Source organism: Algoriphagus sanaruensis (genome assembly GCF_001593605.1).
In the GTDB taxonomy this organism is placed as follows: domain Bacteria; phylum Bacteroidota; class Bacteroidia; order Cytophagales; family Cyclobacteriaceae; genus Algoriphagus; species Algoriphagus sanaruensis.
Window position 1 is genome coordinate 1,235,299 of sequence record NZ_CP012836.1, and the last position, 21,225, is coordinate 1,256,523.

Below are 21,225 nucleotides of genomic sequence, written 5' to 3' on the forward strand. Positions count from 1 at the left end.
CAATGGCAGATCTTACACAACTTGCAGAACAGTTGGTAAACTTGACTGTAAAAGAAGTAAAAGAATTGACTGATATCCTTAAAGATCAGTATGGTATCGAACCTGCTGCTGCTGGCGCTGTAATGGTAGCTGGTCCAGTTGGTGGTGGAGATGCTCCTGCTGAAGAGGAAAAAACTTCTTTTGATGTTATCTTGAAAGCAGCTGGTGCTCAGAAATTGGCTGTTGTTAAGCTAGTAAAAGAATTGACTGGTCTTGGACTTAAAGAAGCAAAAGACCTTGTTGACGGAGCTCCTAAGGCTTTGAAAGAAGGTGTTGCTAAGGACGAAGCTGAGGCTTTGAAGAAGTCTCTTGAAGAAGCTGGTGCTGAAGTAGAGATCAAGTAATTTGTTAGGTTCGACCATTTAGGGAGAACCTGGCCTAAGACCTGACTTTTGAAGTCAGGTCTTTTCCTGTTTATGCGCAGGTAAATAATTGCATTATTTTAAGTGAGAATTGTCTCATTTCGTTATTTAATTTCACTATAAACTATACACTACCTTGGCTATCAAGAATCAAACCGTAAGGAAAAGTTTCTCCTCCATAAAGGTGGTCAAAGACTATCCCGATTTTCTAGATATTCAACTTCAATCCTTCAAGGATTTTTTTCAGTTGGATACTCCTGCTGAAAAGCGGCGTGCAGATGGACTATTTAAAGTTTTCGCCGAAAACTTTCCAATTAGTGATTCAAGAGAAAACTTCACGTTAGAGTTTATCGACTATACTGTGGATCCACCGAAATATTCGGTTGGTGAATGTATTGATCGTGGGTTGACTTATTCTGTACCTCTTAAAGCAAAATTAAGATTGCTTTGCCATGATCCAGATAATGAGGATTTTGAAACAATTGAACAGGAAGTATTCCTAGGAAATCTTCCTTACATGACTGAAAAAGGTTCCTTTGTAATCAATGGCGCTGAGCGAGTTATAGTTTCTCAATTGCACCGTTCTCCAGGTGTATTTTTTGCGCAGAGTAAGCATACCAATGGTACAAAGCTTTATTCTGCTAGGATTATTCCTTTCAAAGGATCTTGGATCGAATTTGCTACTGACATCAATAATGTCATGTATGCTTACATTGATCGTAAAAAGAAATTTCCTGTCACCACTCTTCTAAGAGCTATTGGTTATGGTTCCGATAAAGACATTTTGGATTTATTCGGATTGTCTGAGGAAGTTTCAGCAACTAAGTCAGCTCTTAAAAAAGCTGCTGGTAGAAAATTAGCTGCCCGTGTTCTTCGTTCATGGGTAGAGGATTTTGTGGATGAAGATACAGGTGAAGTTGTTTCTATTGATAGAAATGAAGTCCTTTTGGAGCGTGATACAATCTTGACGGATGAAGATATTGAAATGATTTTGGACTCAGGTGCCAAGTCTATCATTCTTCACAGAGAAGATGTCAACGTTGCTGATTATTCTATTATCTACAACACTCTTCAAAAAGATAATTCCAACTCCGAAAAAGAAGCAGTTGAAGTTATTTATCGGCAGTTAAGAAATACAGAAGCTCCTGATGAGGCAACTGCACGAGAGGTTATTCAAAGTTTATTCTTTTCAGACAAGCGATATGATCTCGGTGAAGTAGGTCGTTACAGAATAAACAAAAAATTAGGTTTGGAAATCGAGCCAGACAAGATTGTTTTAACAAAAGAAGATATCATCTCGATTGTTAAATACTTAATCGGTTTGATCAATTCCAAGGCGGTGGTCGATGATATTGATCACTTGTCCAATAGACGAGTACGTACAGTTGGCGAACAATTATACAGCCAATTTGGAGTAGGTTTGGCAAGAATGGCTCGTACGATTCGAGAAAGAATGAACGTACGTGATAATGAAGATTTCAAGCCAGTTGATTTGATCAATGCTCGTACTTTATCTTCAGTAATCAATTCCTTCTTCGGAACAAATCAGCTTTCTCAGTTTATGGATCAAACCAATCCATTGGCTGAATTGACCCACAAAAGAAGGCTTTCTGCCCTTGGTCCTGGGGGTTTGTCAAGAGAAAGAGCTGGTTTTGAAGTTCGAGACGTACACTACACGCACTATGGTAGACTTTGTACAATCGAAACACCAGAAGGTCCAAACATTGGTTTGATTTCCTCACTTTGTGTTCATGCAAAAGTTAACTCCATGGGTTTCCTTGAAACCCCTTATCGAAAGGTAGAAAATGGAAAAGTAGGTATGAATGCTGAGGATATTGTTTTCTTGACAGCTGAAGAAGAAGACAATAATAATATTGCTCAGGCAAATGCACCATTGGATCCTAATGGTCAATTTGTAAATGAAAAGGTTAAGGCTCGATTTGAAGGGGATTTCCCAGTATTAGAACCGAGTGAAATTTCATATATGGACGTTGCTCCAAATCAAATTGTATCTGTTGCGGCGTCATTGATTCCTTTCTTGGAGCATGATGATGCCAACCGAGCATTGATGGGATCTAACATGCAGCGTCAAGCTGTTCCATTGTTAAGACCAGAGGCACCAATTGTAGGTACTGGTTTGGAAGCTAAGGCGGCAATTGATTCAAGAGCTTTGATCATTGCAGAAGCAAATGGGGTCGTGGACTACGTTGATGCTAAGAAAATTAGAGTCAAGTATGATCTTACCTCTGATGAGTTGTTGGTCAATTTTACTGATGAATACAAGACCTACGATCTAATCAAGTTCAGAAGAACAAACCAAGACACAACCATCAATCTCACTCCTTTGGTATTAAAAGGTGAGCGAATTGAAAAAGGACAAGTTTTGGTGGAAGGATATTCAACCAATAATGGTGAGCTTGCCCTAGGTAAAAACTTGAAGGTAGCCTACATGCCTTGGCAGGGATATAACTTCGAGGATGCGATTGTAATTTCTGAGCGAGTTGTTAGAGAAGATATCTTTACTTCTATTCACGTAGAGGAATTCCAACTTGAAGTTAGAGATACCAAACGTGGTGAAGAGGAATTGACCTCTGAAATCCCTAACGTTTCTGAAGAAGCAGTTAAGCATTTGGATGAAAATGGAATCATCCGAGTGGGTGCTGAAGTTAAAGAAGGTGATATCATCATTGGTAAAATCACTCCTAAGGGTGAAACTGATCCAACTCCTGAAGAAAAACTTCTTCGAGCTATTTTCGGTGACAAGGCAGGAGACGTTAAGGATGCTTCATTGAAAGCTTCTCCGTCGCTGAATGGTGTGGTAATTGAGACCAAATTATTCTCAAGACCTAAAAAAGATAAAGACAATAGATCTAAGGCAAAGGCCGAAGTTGAAAAACTTAAAGCCAAATATTCCAAAGATCTTCTTGGTATCCGTGCAAGAATGATCAACAAGTTGGTCACTCTATTGGATGGAAAAACTTCTCTTGGAGTGAAGCACAAGTTTGGTGATGAGATCATCAGCAAGGGTGCGAAGTTTAACCAAAAGAATATTGAGAACAACTTATTCCCTGCTAAGAATCCATACAGAGATGAGTCAAATTACAATGTTCCAGAGGAAGCTAATTTGATTTCTGACATCATTTTGGATGATTGGACTGAAGATGCACACACCAATTCGTTGATCGTTCAATTGGTTAAAAACTATACCAATGCTCGAAATGAAATCTCTGGTAGATTTAAGCGTGATAGATTTACGCTTGAGGTCGGAGATGAACTACCAGCAGGTATCGTACAATTGGCGAAGGTTTACATTGCCAAGAAGCGTAAGCTAAAAGTTGGTGATAAGATGGCAGGTCGTCACGGAAACAAAGGTATTGTCGCTCGTATTGTAAGAGACGAAGATATGCCGTTCTTGGAAGATGGAACTCCAATGGATATCGTATTGAATCCACTAGGTGTACCATCCCGAATGAACATTGGACAGATATTCGAGACCGTATTGGCTTGGGCTGGTCAGAAGTTAGGAAAGAAATATGCAACGCCTATTTTCGATGGAGCTTCTTTGGAAGAGGTTTCTACAGAATTAGAAGCTGCTGGAGTTCCTGCCTATGGTAGAACTTACCTTTATGATGGATTGACTGGTAAGAAGTTTGATCAACCAGTTACGGTTGGGGTAGCATACATGTTGAAGTTGGGTCACTTGGTTGATGACAAAATGCACGCCCGTTCGATTGGACCTTACTCACTTATTACTCAGCAACCATTGGGTGGTAAAGCACAATTTGGTGGTCAGAGATTTGGAGAAATGGAAGTTTGGGCACTTGAGGCGTTCGGTGCATCTCACGTACTTCAAGAGATCTTGACTGTGAAGTCTGATGACGTAATCGGTAGAGCAAAAGCATACGAAGCAATTGTGAAGGGTGAAAACCTTCCTAAGCCAAACATCCCTGAATCATTTAATGTATTGGTTCACGAGTTGAGAGGCTTGGCTCTTGAAATTACCTTGGATTAATTTGGCTTATAGGGCGGGAAACCGCCCTGAACATATCTCAAAACATTATGTCGTTTAGAAAAAATAAAAAACTCAATAACGATTTTTCCCGAGTTACAATCAGCTTGGCTTCTCCAGAATCAATTTTGGATAGCTCAAATGGTGAAGTAACTCAACCAGAAACAATCAACTATAGAACCTACAAGCCTGAAATGGGTGGGTTGTTCTGTGAGCGGATTTTTGGTCCTGTAAAGGATTGGGAATGTCATTGTGGTAAATACAAGCGAATCAGATACAAAGGCATTATCTGTGACCGTTGTGGGGTTGAAGTGACTGAGAAAAAAGTACGTCGTGAGCGAATGGGCCACATTGAATTGGTGGTTCCTGTAGCGCATATCTGGTATTTTAAGTCTCTTCCAAACAAAATCGGTTACCTTCTTGGTCTTCCTACTAAGAAGCTTGATCAGATTGTGTACTATGAGCGTTATGTAGTTGTTCAAGCGGGTATTAAAGCTGAAGAAGGAGTTCAATATTTGGATTTCTTGACTGAGGATGAATACCTAGACATTATGGACAAGCTACCTAAGGAAAATCACATGCTTGACGATGATGATCCAAACAAATTCATCGCTAAGATGGGTGCTGAAGCTTTGGAAATGTTGTTGGCAAGATTGGATTTGGATGATCTGTCCTACTCCCTTCGTCACCAAGCGGCTACCGATACTTCGCAGCAGCGTAAAGCTGAAGCTTTGAAGAGACTTAAGGTGGTGGAAGCATTCCGTGATGCGAGAACCAGAATTGAGAACCGTCCTGAATGGATGGTCGTTCGCATGGTTCCTGTTATTCCACCAGAATTGCGTCCGTTGGTTCCTTTGGATGGTGGTCGTTTTGCCACTTCCGATTTGAATGACCTCTATAGAAGAGTAATTATCCGAAACAATCGTCTGAAGCGATTGATCGATATCAAAGCTCCAGAGGTGATTTTGAGAAACGAGAAGCGTATGCTACAGGAAGCTGTGGATTCACTTTTCGATAATTCAAGAAAAGTAAATGCGGTAAGATCTGATGGTAACCGTGCTTTGAAGTCCCTTTCTGACATGTTGAAAGGTAAGCAGGGCCGTTTCCGTCAAAACTTGCTCGGTAAGCGTGTGGATTACTCCGGCCGTTCTGTAATCGTAGTAGGTCCAGAATTGAAGCTTCACGAGTGTGGTCTTCCTAAAAATATGGCGGCTGAGCTTTTCAAACCTTTTATTATCAGAAAACTGATTGAAAGAGGGATTGTAAAGACTGTAAAATCCGCTAAGAAAATTGTGGATCGAAAAGATCCAGTGGTTTGGGATATTTTGGAAAACGTATTGAAAGGACACCCTGTTCTTCTAAACCGTGCCCCAACTCTTCACAGATTGGGTATACAAGCATTCCAGCCAAAATTGATCGAAGGAAAAGCAATTCAGCTTCACCCATTGGTATGTACTGCATTCAACGCCGACTTTGACGGTGACCAAATGGCGGTTCACGTACCGCTTGGACATGAGGCAATTTTGGAAGCATCTACTTTGATGCTTTCTGCTCACAACATCCTTAACCCTGCTAATGGTGCTCCTATTACTGTACCTTCTCAGGACATGGTTTTGGGTCTTTATTATGTGACCAAAGGCAAGAAATCAACTCCAGAAGAACCAGTTCCTGGTGAAGGAATGACTTTCTACGGACAAGAAGAAGTGATTATTGCACTTAATGAAGGCAGAATTTCACAGCATGCACATATCAAGTGTAAAGTGAAAGTCAGAACCGCAGAAGGTGAAATCAAGGAGGATATTATTGAGACTGTCGCTGGTAGATTGATTTTTAACCAATTTGTTCCAGAAGAAGTAGGTTATGTCAATGAGCTTTTGACTAAGAAAAAGCTTCAGCAAATTATCGCAGAGGTAGTTAAAATCTGTGGTATTTCTCGTACTGCACAGTTCTTGGATGACATCAAGCACCTAGGATTCCAAATGGCTTATCAAGGTGGATTGTCCATGGGATTGAATGATGTTATTATTCCTGATGAAAAGGAACCAATGATCGGAAAAGCCAAAGAGGAAGTTGATCAAGTTTGGAACAACTATTTGATGGGTTTAATCACCGATAATGAGCGTTACAATCAGGTAATTGATATTTGGACTCGAACCAATTCTCATCTAACAAATATCTTGATGAAGAAAATGGAAGAGGATAAGCAAGGATTTAACGCCATCTATATGATGATGCACTCTGGAGCTCGAGGTTCAAGAGAACAGATTCGTCAATTGGGTGGTATGAGAGGTTTGATGGCTAAGCCGCAGAAAAACCTTCAAGGTTCTGTTGGGGAAATCATTGAAAACCCAATCCTATCAAACTTCAAAGAGGGTCTTGATGTATTGGAATACTTCATCTCTACGCACGGTGCACGTAAGGGTCTAGCAGATACCGCGTTGAAAACTGCCGATGCTGGTTACTTGACTCGTCGACTTGTTGACGTAGCACAAGATATGATCGTAACAGAAGAGGATTGTGGAACCTTGAGAGGTCTTGTTGTTCAACCGTTAAAAGATAATGATGAGATTGTTGAACCACTTTCTGAAAGAATTCTTGGTCGAGTTTCTGTTCATGATGTATATGATTTAGCTACTGATGAGCTTATCATTCCTGCTGGAGTAGAAATTACGGATGAAATCGCTAAGCGAGTGGATGAATCTTCTATTGAAGAAGTTGAAATCAGATCCGTGTTGACTTGCGAAACTCGTAGAGGTGTTTGCTCGAAGTGTTATGGTCGAAATCTGGCTACCGGCAAGATGGTTCAGAATGGCGAATCTGTAGGGGTTATTGCTGCTCAATCCATTGGTGAACCAGGTACACAGTTGACATTGAGAACGTTCCACGTAGGTGGTACCGCATCTAACATGGCTGTCGATGCAAGTATCAATGCTAAGTTTGATGGTGTGGTAGAGTTTGATGAAGAATTGAGATATCTAGAAACTACCAATCGTGATGGCGAACCAATCACTGTTGTGATGGGTAGATCTGGTGAAATCAAAATAAATGAAGCTAAAACCGGAAAAACTTTAGTTTCAAACCATGTGCCTTACGGAGCTATCCTTAATGTGAAGGATGGTCAGAAAATTTCCAAAGGAGATTCACTATGTACTTGGGATCCTTATAATGCTGTCATTCTTTCTGAGTTTGATGGTCAAGTAGAGTTCGAAGCAATTGTTGAAGGGATTACTTATAAGGAAGTAGCGGATGATCAAACTGGTTTCCGTGAAAAGGTAATCATTGAAACAAAAGATCGTACCAAGAACCCTGCGATCGTTGTCAATTATGGTGAAGATTCAAAAGGATATAATATCCCTGTTGGCGCACACTTAGCTGTTGAAGCAGGTGAAAAAGTGAAATCAGGACAAATTTTGGTTAAAATTCCAAGATCAGTAGGTAAAACTCGAGATATCACCGGTGGTCTTCCACGAGTAACAGAATTGTTTGAAGCAAGAAATCCATCTAATCCAGCTGTGGTTTCTGAAATCGACGGAGTTGTAACTTATGGAGGTATAAAAAGAGGTAACCGAGAAATTATCATTGAATCTAAGGATGGAGTAATCAAAAAGTATATGGTTTCCTTGTCTAAGCATATTCTGGTTCAAGAAAATGACTTTATCCGTGCAGGTGAACCATTGTCTGACGGTGCAATTACCCCTAATGATATTCTTGCTATCAAAGGACCTACAGCGGTTCAGGAATATTTAGTGAATGAAATTCAGGAAGTTTACCGACTTCAAGGTGTAAAAATCAACGATAAGCACATCGAGGTAATCGTATCTCAAATGATGCAAAAAGTTGAAATCCTTGATGCGGGTGATACCAATTTCCTTCAGGGCCAAGTGGTGGATAAGTGGGCATTCAGAGAAGAAAACGACAACATTCTGGACAAGAAGGTTGTGATGGATGCAGGTGACTCTTCTACCCTTAAGCCAGGAATGATTATTTCTTCTCGCAGATTAAGAGATGAAAACTCTAGCTTGAAGCGAAAAGATTTGAAACTAGTGCAAGTAAGAGATGCTGAGACTGCAGTTTCTGCGCCAACCTTGCAAGGTATCACTGCTGCTTCTTTAGGTACTGAATCATTTATCTCTGCAGCTTCCTTCCAGGAAACAACAAAAGTTCTTTCTGAAGCTGCGATCAGAGGTAAGCGAGATGAGCTACTTGGACTTAAAGAAAACGTAATTGTGGGTCATTTGATCCCAGCTGGTACTGGTCAAAGAGCTTTCCAAAATATCATTGTAGGCTCTAAAGAGGAGTATGAAAAGCTTTCAGAGAATATTGAAAGAGCAAATGCTAAAAGATCTAGTGAAGCGATCTTGTAATAAAATTCTATAACTAGAAATAGGGCCTGTATAGTTTATACAGGCCTTTTTTAATCCTAAAAAATGATGGAAGATAAAAAACAGCCAGACCAACAAATTAATGTTGAGCTTTCTGAAGAGATAGCAGAAGGCATTTATTCAAACCTCGCGATGATCGCTCATTCTAATTCAGAGTTCGTCATCGATTTTATTCGATTAATGCCAGGAGTCCCAAAAGCAAAAGTGAAATCAAGAATCATAGTGACTCCAGACCATGCCAAGCGTCTCTTGGCTGCACTTAAGGACAATATTGAAAAATATGAAGCTTCATTCGGTAAAATAAACGCCGGAGGAAGCGCTCCTACCTTTCCAATTTCCTTTGGTACACCAGGAGAAGCGTAATAAAAATATAACTGCTTAATTTTGTTACTCTTATTACTTATTGTACCTTTGCAGTCCAAAATTTAACAGTTTACAGGAAAACTAAATTTTATCAGTTAATGCCTACTATTCAACAGCTAGTAAGAAAAGGTAGAAATACACTGGAGATCAAATCGAAATCTAGAGCTTTGGACGCATGTCCTCAGCGTAGAGGAGTTTGTACCAGAGTATACACTACGACTCCCAAAAAGCCTAACTCTGCGATGAGAAAGGTGGCAAGGGTAAGATTGACTAATGGAAAAGAAGTGAATGCTTACATTCCAGGTGAAGGTCACAATCTACAAGAACACTCTATCGTATTGATCAGAGGTGGTCGTGTTAAGGATCTTCCAGGTGTAAGATATCACATCATCCGAGGTGCATTGGATACTGCCGGAGTAAAAGACCGTAAACAAGGTCGCTCCAAGTATGGTGCTAAAAGACCTAAGGCTGGCAAGGGTGCCCCTGCTGCAGCTCCAGGCAAAAAGAAATAATAAAACACTTTAGAAAGAAATGAGAAAAGCGAAACCAAAGAAGAGATATATTCTTCCTGACCCAAAGTTCAATGATACTTTGGTAACCAAGTTTGTAAACTGTCTGATGATCGACGGGAAGAAGAGTATTGCTTACAACATTTTCTATGATGCAGTAGCAAAAGTAGAATCAAAAGTAGGTGAGAATGGTCTTGAGGTTTGGAAAAAAGCGCTTAACAATATTGCTCCATCCGTTGAGGTGAAGAGTCGTAGAGTTGGTGGTGCTACATTCCAGGTTCCGATGGAAGTAAGACCTGAACGCAAGATGTCCCTTGGTATCAAGTGGATGATCACCTATGCTCGTAAAAGAGGTGAGAAAACCATGATGGATAGACTTGCTGGTGAAATCATCGCAGCTGCAAAAGGCGAAGGTGCCGCAGTTAAGAAAAAAGATGATACTCACAGAATGGCAGAAGCTAACAAAGCATTCTCTCACTTTAGATTTTAATTAGGATGGCAAGAGATTTAAGATTTACCAGAAACATTGGTATCGCGGCACACATTGATGCCGGTAAAACGACTACTACAGAGCGTATTCTTTATTATTCTGGAAAGTCGCACAAGATCGGTGAGGTTCACGAAGGTGCTGCAACCATGGACTGGATGGCGCAAGAGCAGGAAAGAGGTATTACTATCACTTCTGCTGCTACTACCGTTTTTTGGCCATACCGAAATAATAACTATCAAATCAACATCATTGATACTCCTGGACACGTAGACTTTACTGTAGAAGTAAACCGTTCCTTGAGAATCCTTGATGGACTAGTTTTCCTGTTCAGTGCTGTGGATGGTGTTGAACCACAGTCTGAAACTAACTGGCGATTAGCTGATAATTACAAAGTAGCTCGAATCGGTTTCGTTAATAAAATGGACCGAGCCGGTGCTGATTTCTTGAACGTGTGTAAGCAAGTTAGAGAAATGCTTGGAAGCAAAGCAGTTCCTTTGCAGCTTCCGATTGGTGCCGAAGACAAATTCAAAGGTGTAGTTGACTTGATCAACAACCGAGGAATGGTTTGGAACGAGTCCGACATGGGGATGACCTACGAGGTAGTTCCTATCCCTGAAGACATGCAAGATGACGTAGCACAATGGAGAGAATATCTTCTTGAAGCTGTTGCTGAGTATGATGAGTCTTTGATGGAGAAATTTTTTGAGGATCCAAACTCAATCACTGAGAGAGAAATTTTGGATGCCTTGAGACAAGCTGTAATTGATATGAAGATTGTACCTATGGTATGTGGATCTTCATTCAAAAATAAGGGTGTTCAAACTATGCTTGACTTGGTTATGGAATTACTTCCATCTCCATTGGACAAAGATGATTTGTATGCTACTACTCTTGACTCAGAAGAACAAGTATTAATTAAGCCTGAATTTACTGAGCCTTTCGTGGGTCTTGCATTCAAAATTGCTACGGATCCGTTTGTAGGAAGACTTTGTTTCGTAAGAGCCTATTCAGGGGTATTAGAGTCTGGATCTTATATCTTCAATAGCCGATCTGGAAACAAAGAGCGTATCTCCCGAGTGTTCCAAATGCACGCAAACAAGCAAAATCAAATCGAAAGACTTGAGGCTGGAGATATTGGAGCTGTAGTTGGTTTCAAAGACATCAAGACTGGTGATACACTTTGCGACGAAAAACGAAAAGTGGTTATGGAATCAATGGTATTCCCTGAGCCAGTAATTGGTTATGCAATTGAGCCTAAGACTCAGGCTGACGTTGATAAATTGGGTATGGCGATCGCCAAACTTGTTGAAGAGGATCCAACACTTCAAGTGAATACTGATCAAGAAACTGGTCAAACTATCTTGAGAGGTATGGGTGAACTTCACCTTGAAATTATCATCGATCGTTTGAAGCGTGAATTCAAAGTTGAGATCAACCAAGGTGCTCCACAAGTTGCTTATAAGGAAGCTTTGTTTGGTTCAGTTGAACACAAAGAAGTTTATAAAAAGCAAACTGGTGGTAAAGGTAAATTTGCCGATATCGTGTTCGAATTGGGACCTAAAGATCCTGATCCTGAGACAGGTGAAATTAAACCAGGTTTGGATTTCGTAAATGGTATCGTAGGTGGTGTTATTCCTAAGGAATTTATCCAGCCAATTCAGAAAGGTTTCCAAGAAGCCATGAAGAATGGTCCACTTGCTGGTTATCCTATCGAGGCGATGAAAGTTAGATTGTTCCATGGTTCATACCATGACGTTGACTCAGATGCGCTTTCGTTTGAATTGGCAGCAAGAATCGGTTTTAAAGAAGCAGCTAAAAAGTGTAGACCTCAATTACTAGAGCCAATCATGTCTGTTGATGTGGTAACTCCAGATGAATACACCGGTCCTATCACAGGTGATTTGAACAGAAGAAGAGGGTTGATGAAAGGTATGGATACTAAAGGTACTTCTACCGTTGTCAAAGCTAGTGTTCCTTTGTCCGAGTTATTTGGTTATGTGACTGATTTGAGAACTATCACTTCGGGAAGAGCAACAGCCTCTTTGACGTTCTCACATTACGAACCAGTTCCAAGCAATATTGCAGAAGCAGTTATTGCTAAAGTAAAAGGTGAAAAAGCCTAATTGAAAAGAACATGAACCAGAAAATCAGAATAAAATTGAAATCATACGATCATAGCCTGGTGGATAAGTCATCAGAGAAGATCGTGAAGGCAGTAAAGGCGACTGGCGCTGTGGTAGTTGGTCCTATTCCGTTGCCTACTAAGAAAGAAAAGTTTACTGTGTTGAAATCCCCACACGTAAACAAAAAGGCTAGAGATCAATATCAACTTTGCACTTACAAGAGACTGGTTGATATCTACTCTAATTCTTCAAAGACTGTAGATGCTTTGATGAAGATCGAACTTCCAAGCGGAGTTGATGTAGAAATCAAAGTTTGATAGGTCCTTAAGTTTCTAATCTGACAGGCCTGCACAATGTGCAGGCCTGTTCTTTTACATCCCTTTGTATTTTTAGAAATCTCTGAGGATAGATTCATTTTAAGAGCCCTTTCAAATTTTTTCTAAATGTTTGAAAATATTAGAGTTGGGATTTGTTGCCAAATTTTATTTCAGTAACTTTGCAGTCCTTAAAAAGGGCCCAAGTGCGTAAACGCTTGTGGATTATCAAATTATCTTATTAAAGATGTCTGGTATTATAGGTAAAAAAGTAGGAATGACTAGCATTTTCAGTGCCGATGGACGTAACGTCGCATGCACGCTAATAGAAGCTGGTCCTTGCGTAGTGACGCAAGTAAAAAACGTTGAAACAGACGGGTACAACGCAGTGCAGTTGGCGTTTGGTGAGCGAAAGGAGAAAAATACTCCTAAGCCTTTGATTGGCCATTTCAAAAAGGCCGGTACAACTCCAAAGCAAAAAGTTGTGGAATTCAGAGACTTCCGGGTTGAGTTTGAAGGCCAGGTGGATCTAGGAAAAGAAGTAAAAGCTGGTGAGGTATTCGTAGAAGGTGACTTCGTGGATGCTATCGGTACTTCAAAAGGTAAAGGCTTCCAAGGTGTTGTGAAGCGTCATGGTTTTGGTGGTGTGGGTGGTCAAACTCACGGTCAGCATAACAGACAAAGACACCCAGGTTCCATTGGTGCATGTTCTTGGCCTTCCCGAGTATTTAAAGGGATGAGAATGGCAGGTAGAACAGGTGGAGATCGAGTTAAAGTGATCAACCTTCGCATTTTGAAAATCTATCCAGAGCAAAACCTATTGTTGGTTTCTGGTTCAGTACCTGGTCCTAAAAATTCATTTGTAATTCTGGAGAAATAAGTCATGGAATTAGCAGTAATCAATCATAAAGGACAAGAGACAGGTAGAAAAGTTACTCTTTCTGATTCGGTTTTCGCAATCGAGCCAAATGATAACGCCATCTACCTTGATGTAAAGCAGTATCTAGCTAATCAAAGACAGGGTACTCATAAGTCTAAAGAAAGAAATGAAGTAGCAGGATCTACGAAGAAGATCAAAAAGCAAAAAGGTACCGGTGGTGCACGTGCTGGATCTTTGAAGGCTCCTAACTTCAGAGGCGGAGGTAGAGTTTTTGGTCCAAAGCCAAGAGATTATTCCTTCAAGCTTAATAAGAAATTGAAGCAGTTGGCTCGTAAATCTGCTCTTTCTTACAAATTAAAAGACAACAGTTTGATGGTGTTAGAAGATGTTTCATTCGAGACTCCAAAGACCAAAAACTACATTGCCTTGTTGAACAGTTTATCTTTTGCAGATAAGAAGACTCTTCTTGTTCTTCCTGAGGAAAACAAGAATGTATTCCTATCTAGCAGAAACCTTCCAAAGGCTAAAGTTGTCACTGTAAATGATGTAAATACTTATCAGTTGTTGCATGCAGACCAATTGGTTTTGTGTGAAGGTTCTGTAAGTAAGTTGGAAACCATTTTATCGAAATAAGACAATGGATATTCTAAAGCAGCCTTTGATTACAGAAAAGATCTCAGCACTAAATGAAAAAGGTGTTTATGGTTTTATTGTGGAGAAAACCGCAGATAAAATTGAGATCAAAAATGCTGTAGAGAAAAAGTATGGGGTAAATGTGGTATCTATTCGTACCATGAGATATGCTGCGAAGCGTAAGACCCGATATACTAAAAATAAAATCGTATCAGGCTTCACCAATTCCTTTAAGAAGGCAATCGTGCAAGTAGCAGACGGTGAGGTTATTGATTTTTACGGAGAAATTTAATTGAATCAATATCATGGCAATTAAAAAGTTGAAGCCTGTAACTCCGGGAACCCGATTTAGAGTAGCTCCTGCTTTTGACGAAATCACAAAGTCAAAGCCAGAGAAATCTCTTCTCGCTCCTGTGAAAAAATCAGGTGGTAGAAATAATGAAGGCAAAATGACTGCCCGCTATATCGGTGGTGGTCATAAAAGAAGACTCAGAATTGTAGACTTCAAAAGAAATAAGTTTGGTGTACCTGCTACTGTAAAAGCTATCGAGTACGATCCGAACAGAACTGCACGTTTGGCCCTGCTTTACTACGCTGACGGTGCAAAGGCCTACATTATCGCTCCGGAAGGTTTGCAAGTAGGGCAAACAGTGATTTCCGGTGAGCAAGTTGCCCCAGAAGTGGGTAATGCTATGCCTATGGTCAATATCCCTTTGGGTACAATTGTACACAACGTGGAATTGAAGCCTGGAAAAGGTGGTGCAATGGCAAGAAGTGCCGGAGGTTATGCGCAAATCGTAGCTCGTGATGGCAAATATGTTACTATAAAATTGCCTTCAGGTGAAATGAGATTAGTGTTGGGTACTTGTATGGCTACTGTCGGTACAGTTTCTAACTCCGATCATATGAACGTAGTATTGGGTAAGGCTGGTAGAAAAAGATGGTTGGGTGTTAGACCTCGCGTAAGAGGTGTGGCCATGAACCCTGTCGATCACCCAATGGGTGGTGGTGAAGGTCGTTCTTCAGGTGGTCATCCAAGATCACGTAAAGGTCTTCTTGCTAAAGGTAAGAAAACCAGAACGCCTAAGAAGTATTCAAACAAATTCATCATCAGCAAAAGATCTAAATAATCATGGCACGTTCATTAAAAAAAGGTCCTTATATCGAACATCACCTGGTGAAGAAAGTAGATGCTATGAACGAGTCAGGCAAAAAATCTGTCATCAAGACTTGGTCAAGAAGATCTATGATTTCTCCGGATTTTGTGGGGCATACATTCGCTGTGCATAACGGAAATAAATTTATCCCTGTCTTTGTTACTGACAATATGGTAGGTCACAAACTGGGTGAATTTGCTCCGACTAGAAACTTCCGCGGGCACATTGCTAAAAAAGATAAAGGAAAGAGATAATCATGGAAGCAATAGCAAGATTAAAAAATGTTCCTACTTCTCCTCGCAAAATGCGATTGGTGGCTGACCTCGTGAGAGGTAAGCGTGTAGGATTAGCACTCAGCATTCTGAAATTCACTCCAAACCATGGTTCTATCCGTTTGGAAAAGCTCCTTCTTTCTGCAGTTGCCAACTGGCAAGCTAAAAACCCAGGAGCAAAGCTTGAAGAAGCTGATCTTTATGTAAAGACAATTATGGTGGACGAGGGTAGATCTCTTAAGAGACTTAGACCTGCTCCTCAAGGAAGAGGACACCGTATCCGTAAAAGATCAAATCATGTAACCCTAGTTGTTGATTCTTTCGGCACTGAGGCTGTTACCGCTGATGTAGTAGAAACAAACGAAAAGGCAAACTAAAAATACTATGGGACAAAAAATTAACCCAATAGGATTTAGACTTGGTGTTATCAAAGGTTGGGACTCCAATTGGTATGGAGGAAAAGACTTTGCTGATAAGTTATACGAAGATCAACAAATCCGTAAATACGTCCTTGCCAGAATTCCAAAAGGCGGTATTTCTAAGGTGATTATTGAGCGCACTTTAAAGCGTATCACTTTAACCATTCATACTGCCCGTCCAGGTGTAGTAATTGGTAAAGGTGGTGCTGAAGTGGATAAGCTTAAAGAAGAGCTTAAGAAAATCACAAACAAGGATATTCAGATTAATATTTTTGAAATCAAGCGTCCAGAGTTAGATGCTAAACTTGTAGGTGAGTCAATTGCTCAACAGCTTCAAGCTAGAATTTCTTTCCGTCGTGCAATGAAGCAGGCTATAGCCGCAACAATGCGTGTAGGAGCTGAAGGTATTAAAGTAAAACTTTCTGGTCGTCTTGGAGGAGCTGAAATGGCTCGTTCTGAAATGTACAAAGAAGGTAGAATTCCTCTTCATACCCTTAGAGCTGACATTGATTACGCAATTTCTGAAGCACTTACAGTGTACGGAATCATTGGTATCAAAGTGTGGATTTTCAAAGGTGAAGTGTACGGAAAAAGAGATCTTTCTCCTAACCAAGGTGCAGCTAACGAACCAAAAGGTCAACGTTCTCAAGCTCCAAAAGGAAGAGATAAAGACGGTCCAAGACGTAGAAAAAGAAATAACTAATTTTCACCTTTCTAAGTGAGAAATCATGTTACAGCCAAAAAGAACTAAATATAGGAAAATGCACAAGGGCCGTGTCAAAGGCATTGCGCAAAGAGGGCACGAGCTTTCTTTTGGCAACTTTGGCATTAAATCCCTTGAGCCAGGATGGATTACTTCACGCCAGATCGAAGCAGCACGTATTGCTATGACAAGAGCGATGAAGAGAGAAGGTCAGGTTTGGATCAGAATATTTCCTGATAAACCGATCACTAAAAAGCCCGCAGAGGTACGTATGGGTAAAGGTAAAGGTGCTCCAGAGTATTGGGTTGCCGTTATTAAACCTGGAACTATCCTCTTCGAAGCTACAGGCGTGAGCCTGGAGACCGCTCAAGAGGCGTTGAGACTTGCGCAGCAGAAGCTACCCGTAAGTACAAGATTTGTTGTAAGAAGAGACTACGCTGAATAATCAGGAACTATGAAAAATACTGAAATCAGATCACTTTCAGCAAGTGAAATCGCCGAGCGAATTGTCGCTGAGCAGGAGAATCTAAGCAAATTGAATTTTGCCCATTCGATTTCTCCAATTGAGAATCCTAACAGAATCAGAGAGTCCAAGCGTTTGATCGCAAGATTAAAGACTGCATTGCACTCCAAATAACTAGCTAACAGAAAGAAAAATGGCTACGATTGAGAGAAATCTTCGCAAAGAAAGAATTGGCAAAGTCGTAAGCAACAAAATGGATAAGTCCATAACTGTAGCTGTAGAACGTAAGGTAAAGCATCCTATCTACGGTAAGTTTGTTGCTAAGACAACCAAATTTATGGTTCATGACGAGAAAAATGAATGTAACCCTGGTGATGTGGTTAGAATCAGTGAAACTCGTCCGCTGAGCAAGAACAAGCGTTGGAGATTAGTTGAAATTATTGAAAGGGCTAAGTAATCATGATACAGCAAGAATCCAGACTAAGTGTAGCGGATAATTCCGGCGCAAAAGAAGTGTTGGTAATCCGTGTATTGGGAGGAACTAAGAAGCGTTATGCTTCTATCGGTGACAAGGTTGTTGTGACTGTAAAATCTGCCCTTTCTTCCAGCAATATGAAAAAAGGTACCGTTTCTAAAGCGGTTATTGTAAGAACCAAAAAAGAGATCCGTAGAAAGGATGGTTCTTATATCAGATTCGAAGACAATGCTGCTGTATTGTTAAACAATAACGATGAACCTAGAGGAACCCGTATTTTCGGTCCTGTTGCTAGAGAGCTTCGTGAAAAGCAGTTCATGAAAATTATTTCCTTGGCCCCTGAAGTACTTTAATCATGGAAAGAAAATTCAATAAGCAGCAAAAGCTGCATATCAAAACTGGTGATACTGTTAAAGTGATTGCCGGTGATGACAAAGGAAAAACAGGCAAGGTACTTTCTGTTGATACTAAAAACAGTAGAGCGATTGTAGAAGGCATTAACATGATTACAAAACATGTTAAACCAACTGCTGCAAAACCTCAAGGTGGTATCGAAAAGAAAGAAGCTGCACTTCATATCAGCAATCTTATGTTAGTGGATCCAAAAACTGGTGAAGCTACTAGAACAGGTCGTAAAGCTGATGAAAGTGGTAAACTCGTTAGATATTCTAAGAAAACTGGGGAGGTGATCAATGGCTAATCCGAGAATTAAAGAAAAATACCTGAACGATATCGTTCCAGCTCTTAAAGAGAAGTTTCAGTACACTTCAATTATGCAAGTTCCTAAGTTGACCAAAATAGTGGTTAATAAAGGTATTGGAGCGGCTGTTGCAGATAAGAAATTGGTCGATCAAGGTGTAGAAGAGCTTTCTTTGATCACTGGTCAGCGTGCAGTAGCTACAAAAGCTAAAATCGCTGTTTCCAACTTTAAGCTTCGTGAAGGAATGCCTATTGGAGCGAAAGTTACACTTAGAGGTGAGCGTATGTACGAATTTCTTGATCGTCTAATGACTGTGGCTTTGCCTCGAGTTAGGGATTTCAAAGGAATTTCTGATAAAGGATTTGATGGACGCGGTAACTATACCTTAGGTGTTACTGAACAAATCATCTTCCCTGAAATTTCTATTGAGAAAGTAAATAGAATTTCGGGCATGGATATCACCTTCGTGACCACAGCAAATACAGACGAAGAAGCTTTTGCATTGTTGAAAGCTTTTGGAATGCCTTTCGTTAATAAAAATCAAGAATAATTATGGCAAGAGAGTCCATCAAAGCTCGTGAGAGAAAAAGAGAACGACTGGTAGCCAAGTATGCCAAGAAAAGAGCTGAGCTGAAAGCAGCCGGTGACTACGAAGCCCTTGACAAATTACCAAAAAATGCTTCTCCGGTTAGGCTTCACAATCGTTGCAAGTTGACTGGCCGTCCTAAAGGTTATATGAGAAAATTTGGAATTAACAGGGTTACCTTCAGAGAAATGGCATCCGCTGGAAAAATTCCAGGTTTGACTAAGTCTAGCTGGTAAAATAACGACAGTAGTTTTTATTCTAAAAATCAATTCGTAACTTTGCACGCCCAAAACGGGTGCTGCTAGACTATAATAATTATGACTGATCCAATAGCTGATTATCTGACTAGATTGAGAAACGCCATCAAGGCTTCTCATCGAATCGTAGAGATACCTGCTTCTAACCTTAAGAAGGAGATCACTAAAGTTTTGCATGATAAAGGATATATCCAAAACTATAAGTTTGAAGATAATGGTCCTCAGGGTACAATTAAAATTGCCTTGAAGTACAATCCTACTACAAAGCAAAATGCAATTGTGAATCTTACAAGAGTTAGTACTCCAGGTCTTAGAAAATATGCCAAACACGATGAGCTCCCAAGAGTGATCAATGGTTTGGGTATTGCAATCATTTCCACTTCTAAGGGAGTGATGACAGACAAAGAAGCCCGAACTGAAGGTATCGGTGGCGAAGTACTTTGCTATGTATATTAATAAAATATCATGTCTAGAATAGGTAAAAAACCAATAAATCTACCCAGCGGTGTTACTGTAGACGTGTCAGCTCACAATACTGTCACTGTTAAAGGTCCAAAGGGTACCCTGACTCAGGATGTGAATCCCGATATTCAGGTTAGCGTGGAAGGCAACACATTGGTGCTTTCCAGACCTACTGATTCTAAAAGACATAAGTCCATGCATGGTCTTTATAGAGCCCTAGTCAACAATATGGTTGTAGGTGTATCTGAAGGCTATAAAAAAGAAATGGAACTTGTCGGTGTAGGTTATAAGGCTTCCAATCAAGGTCAAGTGTTAGAGCTTAGCTTAGGCTATTCTCACAGCATTTTCATGGCCTTACCTAATGAGATTTCTTTGAAAACAGAAACTCCAAAAGGTAAGAACCCAGTGATTACTCTTGAAGGAATCGATAAAGAACTCATAGGTCAAGTAGCTGCCAAAATCCGATCCTTGCGTAAGGTTGAGCCTTACAAAGGTAAAGGTGTTCGTTTTGTCGGTGAAGTTGTTAGACGTAAGGCTGGTAAAACTGCCGGTAAAAAATAATAGGTTATGGCATTTAATAAGAATTCCAGAAGACTTAGAATCAAGCAGGGTATCAGAAAGAAAATTTCTGGTACGGATTCCAGACCTCGGTTGTCTGTATTCAAAAGTAATACAGGCATTTATGCACAATTGGTTGATGATCTTAAAGGTCACACATTGGCTCAAGCTTCCTCTAAAGAACTTGGAGCAAAGTCTAACACCAACCTAGAAGTTTCTAAAGAAGTCGGTAAAAAACTTGCTGAAAGAGCCGTAGCAAATGGTGTCTCTGCAGTCGTTTTCGATAGAAATGGATATTTGTTCCATGGAAATGTAAAAGCTTTGGCTGACGGTGCCAGAGAAGGAGGCCTTAAATTTTAATCGTTATGTCTCAAGTAAGAAGAAAACCCATTAGGGCTACAGATACAGAATTGAAAGAAAAGGTTGTTGCTATCAACCGTGTTGCCAAAGTGGTAAAGGGTGGTAGAAGATTTTCCTTTTCAGCTATTGTTGTTGTTGGCGATGGCCAAGGTGTAGTAGGTTATGGTCTTGGTAAAGCCAATGAAGTAACTGACGCTATTACCAAAGGCATTGAAGATGCTAAAAAGAATTTGGTTAAGGTACCAGTTCTAAAAGGAACTATTCCTCACGAGCAGATTGGTAAATTCGGTGGAGGTTTGGTTTTGATCAAACCAGCTGCTGCAGGTACTGGTGTTATTGCTGGTGGTGCGATGCGTGCTGTTTTAGAATCAGCGGGTGTAACTGACGTATTAGCAAAATCAAAAGGCTCTTCTAATCCTCACAACGTAGTTAAGGCTACGATTGATGCTTTGGTTCAGCTTAGAGATGCTATATCTGTTTCACAGCAAAGAGGTGTGAAAATGTCTAAAGTCTTTAATGGATAATTATCATGGCGAAGATCAAGATCACACAAGTAAAAAGTACGATTGACAGACCGAAAGATCAGAAAGCTACTATCGTAGCCCTTGGTTTGGGTCGTATCAGCAAATCTGTTGTGGTGGAAAACACCCCTCAAATTGCTGGAATGGTAAATAAAGTGAATCACCTTGTAAAAGTGGAGGAGGCTTAA

At 40.3% G+C, this 21,225-nt stretch carries 27 protein-coding genes; all 27 read left to right on the top strand.

Going from position 1 to position 21,225, the window contains the following annotated elements; genetic code table 11:
* Positions 1-2 precede the first annotated feature (2 nt).
* The 27 genes from rplL (at position 3) to rpmD (ending at position 21,225) form a co-directional block, all read left to right on the top strand.
* On the top strand, positions 3-383 hold the full coding sequence (gene rplL / locus AO498_RS05485; protein ID WP_067544565.1) for a 50S ribosomal protein L7/L12: 381 nt from the start codon (positions 3-5) through the stop codon (positions 381-383).
* Positions 384-537: 154 nt separating this feature from the next.
* Positions 538-4,413 (top strand): DNA-directed RNA polymerase subunit beta, encoded by a 3,876-nt coding sequence (gene rpoB, locus AO498_RS05490; RefSeq protein ID WP_067544566.1) that lies wholly within the window; start codon positions 538-540, stop codon positions 4,411-4,413.
* Positions 4,414-4,460: 47 nt separating this feature from the next.
* Positions 4,461-8,774: a DNA-directed RNA polymerase subunit beta' gene (gene rpoC / locus AO498_RS05495; RefSeq protein WP_067544567.1), complete on the top strand. Its 4,314-nt coding sequence runs from the start codon at positions 4,461-4,463 to the stop codon at positions 8,772-8,774.
* A gap of 63 nt (positions 8,775-8,837) precedes the next feature.
* Positions 8,838-9,155, top strand: coding sequence for a DUF3467 domain-containing protein (locus tag AO498_RS05500; RefSeq protein WP_470207162.1), 318 nt, complete (start codon positions 8,838-8,840; stop codon positions 9,153-9,155).
* A 98-nt stretch (positions 9,156-9,253) separates the two neighbouring features.
* Positions 9,254-9,667 (top strand): 30S ribosomal protein S12, encoded by a 414-nt coding sequence (gene rpsL, locus AO498_RS05505; RefSeq protein ID WP_026953260.1) that lies wholly within the window; start codon positions 9,254-9,256, stop codon positions 9,665-9,667.
* A 19-nt stretch (positions 9,668-9,686) separates the two neighbouring features.
* On the top strand, positions 9,687-10,154 hold the full coding sequence (gene rpsG / locus AO498_RS05510) for a 30S ribosomal protein S7 (protein ID WP_067544568.1): 468 nt from the start codon (positions 9,687-9,689) through the stop codon (positions 10,152-10,154).
* A gap of 5 nt (positions 10,155-10,159) precedes the next feature.
* Entirely contained in the window at positions 10,160-12,277 is a 2,118-nt protein-coding gene (gene fusA / locus AO498_RS05515; RefSeq protein ID WP_067544569.1) for an elongation factor G, read from the top strand.
* Positions 12,278-12,288: 11 nt separating this feature from the next.
* Complete coding sequence (gene rpsJ / locus AO498_RS05520; protein ID WP_024284766.1) at positions 12,289-12,594, top strand: 30S ribosomal protein S10; 306 nt, start codon at positions 12,289-12,291, stop codon at positions 12,592-12,594.
* Between the two features lie 244 nt (positions 12,595-12,838).
* Positions 12,839-13,471, top strand: coding sequence for a 50S ribosomal protein L3 (rplC, locus tag AO498_RS05525; RefSeq protein ID WP_067544570.1), 633 nt, complete (start codon positions 12,839-12,841; stop codon positions 13,469-13,471).
* Between the two features lie 3 nt (positions 13,472-13,474).
* Entirely contained in the window at positions 13,475-14,104 is a 630-nt protein-coding gene (rplD, locus tag AO498_RS05530; protein ID WP_067544571.1) for a 50S ribosomal protein L4, read from the top strand.
* Positions 14,105-14,108: 4 nt separating this feature from the next.
* Positions 14,109-14,396 carry a 50S ribosomal protein L23 gene (gene rplW, locus AO498_RS05535; RefSeq protein WP_067544573.1) on the top strand — a complete coding sequence of 96 codons (288 nt, stop codon included), beginning with the start codon at positions 14,109-14,111 and terminating at the stop codon, positions 14,394-14,396.
* Between the two features lie 13 nt (positions 14,397-14,409).
* Entirely contained in the window at positions 14,410-15,234 is an 825-nt protein-coding gene (rplB, locus tag AO498_RS05540) for a 50S ribosomal protein L2 (protein ID WP_067544575.1), read from the top strand.
* Between the two features lie 2 nt (positions 15,235-15,236).
* The gene (rpsS, locus tag AO498_RS05545; RefSeq protein ID WP_010856292.1) at positions 15,237-15,515 is read left to right on the top strand and encodes a 30S ribosomal protein S19; all 279 of its coding nucleotides are present in this window, start codon (positions 15,237-15,239) and stop codon (positions 15,513-15,515) included.
* Between the two features lie 2 nt (positions 15,516-15,517).
* A complete protein-coding gene (rplV, locus tag AO498_RS05550) occupies positions 15,518-15,910 on the top strand; it encodes a 50S ribosomal protein L22 (protein ID WP_067544577.1) in 393 nt (130 codons plus the stop codon).
* Between the two features lie 7 nt (positions 15,911-15,917).
* Positions 15,918-16,655, top strand: a complete 738-nt coding sequence (rpsC, locus tag AO498_RS05555) for a 30S ribosomal protein S3 (RefSeq protein ID WP_067544579.1) — start codon at positions 15,918-15,920, stop codon at positions 16,653-16,655.
* 25 nt (positions 16,656-16,680) lie between these two features.
* Positions 16,681-17,100, top strand: a complete 420-nt coding sequence (gene rplP, locus AO498_RS05560; protein WP_026953270.1) for a 50S ribosomal protein L16 — start codon at positions 16,681-16,683, stop codon at positions 17,098-17,100.
* A 9-nt stretch (positions 17,101-17,109) separates the two neighbouring features.
* Positions 17,110-17,292 carry a 50S ribosomal protein L29 gene (gene rpmC, locus AO498_RS05565; RefSeq protein ID WP_067544581.1) on the top strand — a complete coding sequence of 61 codons (183 nt, stop codon included), beginning with the start codon at positions 17,110-17,112 and terminating at the stop codon, positions 17,290-17,292.
* A gap of 19 nt (positions 17,293-17,311) precedes the next feature.
* Positions 17,312-17,575, top strand: coding sequence for a 30S ribosomal protein S17 (gene rpsQ, locus AO498_RS05570; protein ID WP_067544583.1), 264 nt, complete (start codon positions 17,312-17,314; stop codon positions 17,573-17,575).
* Between the two features lie 2 nt (positions 17,576-17,577).
* Positions 17,578-17,946, top strand: a complete 369-nt coding sequence (rplN, locus tag AO498_RS05575) for a 50S ribosomal protein L14 (protein WP_067544585.1) — start codon at positions 17,578-17,580, stop codon at positions 17,944-17,946.
* 2 nt (positions 17,947-17,948) lie between these two features.
* Entirely contained in the window at positions 17,949-18,293 is a 345-nt protein-coding gene (rplX, locus tag AO498_RS05580; RefSeq protein WP_067544588.1) for a 50S ribosomal protein L24, read from the top strand.
* Positions 18,286-18,843, top strand: coding sequence for a 50S ribosomal protein L5 (rplE, locus tag AO498_RS05585; RefSeq protein WP_067544590.1), 558 nt, complete (start codon positions 18,286-18,288; stop codon positions 18,841-18,843). Before rplX ends, rplE begins: the two co-directional genes overlap by 8 nt.
* Positions 18,844-18,845: 2 nt before the next feature.
* Positions 18,846-19,115, top strand: coding sequence for a 30S ribosomal protein S14 (gene rpsN / locus AO498_RS05590; protein WP_067544592.1), 270 nt, complete (start codon positions 18,846-18,848; stop codon positions 19,113-19,115).
* Between the two features lie 81 nt (positions 19,116-19,196).
* Positions 19,197-19,592: a 30S ribosomal protein S8 gene (gene rpsH, locus AO498_RS05595; protein WP_067544594.1), complete on the top strand. Its 396-nt coding sequence runs from the start codon at positions 19,197-19,199 to the stop codon at positions 19,590-19,592.
* Between the two features lie 9 nt (positions 19,593-19,601).
* On the top strand, positions 19,602-20,159 hold the full coding sequence (gene rplF, locus AO498_RS05600; protein WP_067544596.1) for a 50S ribosomal protein L6: 558 nt from the start codon (positions 19,602-19,604) through the stop codon (positions 20,157-20,159).
* A 6-nt stretch (positions 20,160-20,165) separates the two neighbouring features.
* Positions 20,166-20,516, top strand: a complete 351-nt coding sequence (rplR, locus tag AO498_RS05605) for a 50S ribosomal protein L18 (protein WP_067544598.1) — start codon at positions 20,166-20,168, stop codon at positions 20,514-20,516.
* A gap of 5 nt (positions 20,517-20,521) precedes the next feature.
* Positions 20,522-21,040: a 30S ribosomal protein S5 gene (gene rpsE / locus AO498_RS05610; protein ID WP_067544600.1), complete on the top strand. Its 519-nt coding sequence runs from the start codon at positions 20,522-20,524 to the stop codon at positions 21,038-21,040.
* Between the two features lie 5 nt (positions 21,041-21,045).
* A complete protein-coding gene (rpmD, locus tag AO498_RS05615) occupies positions 21,046-21,225 on the top strand; it encodes a 50S ribosomal protein L30 (RefSeq protein WP_067544602.1) in 180 nt (59 codons plus the stop codon).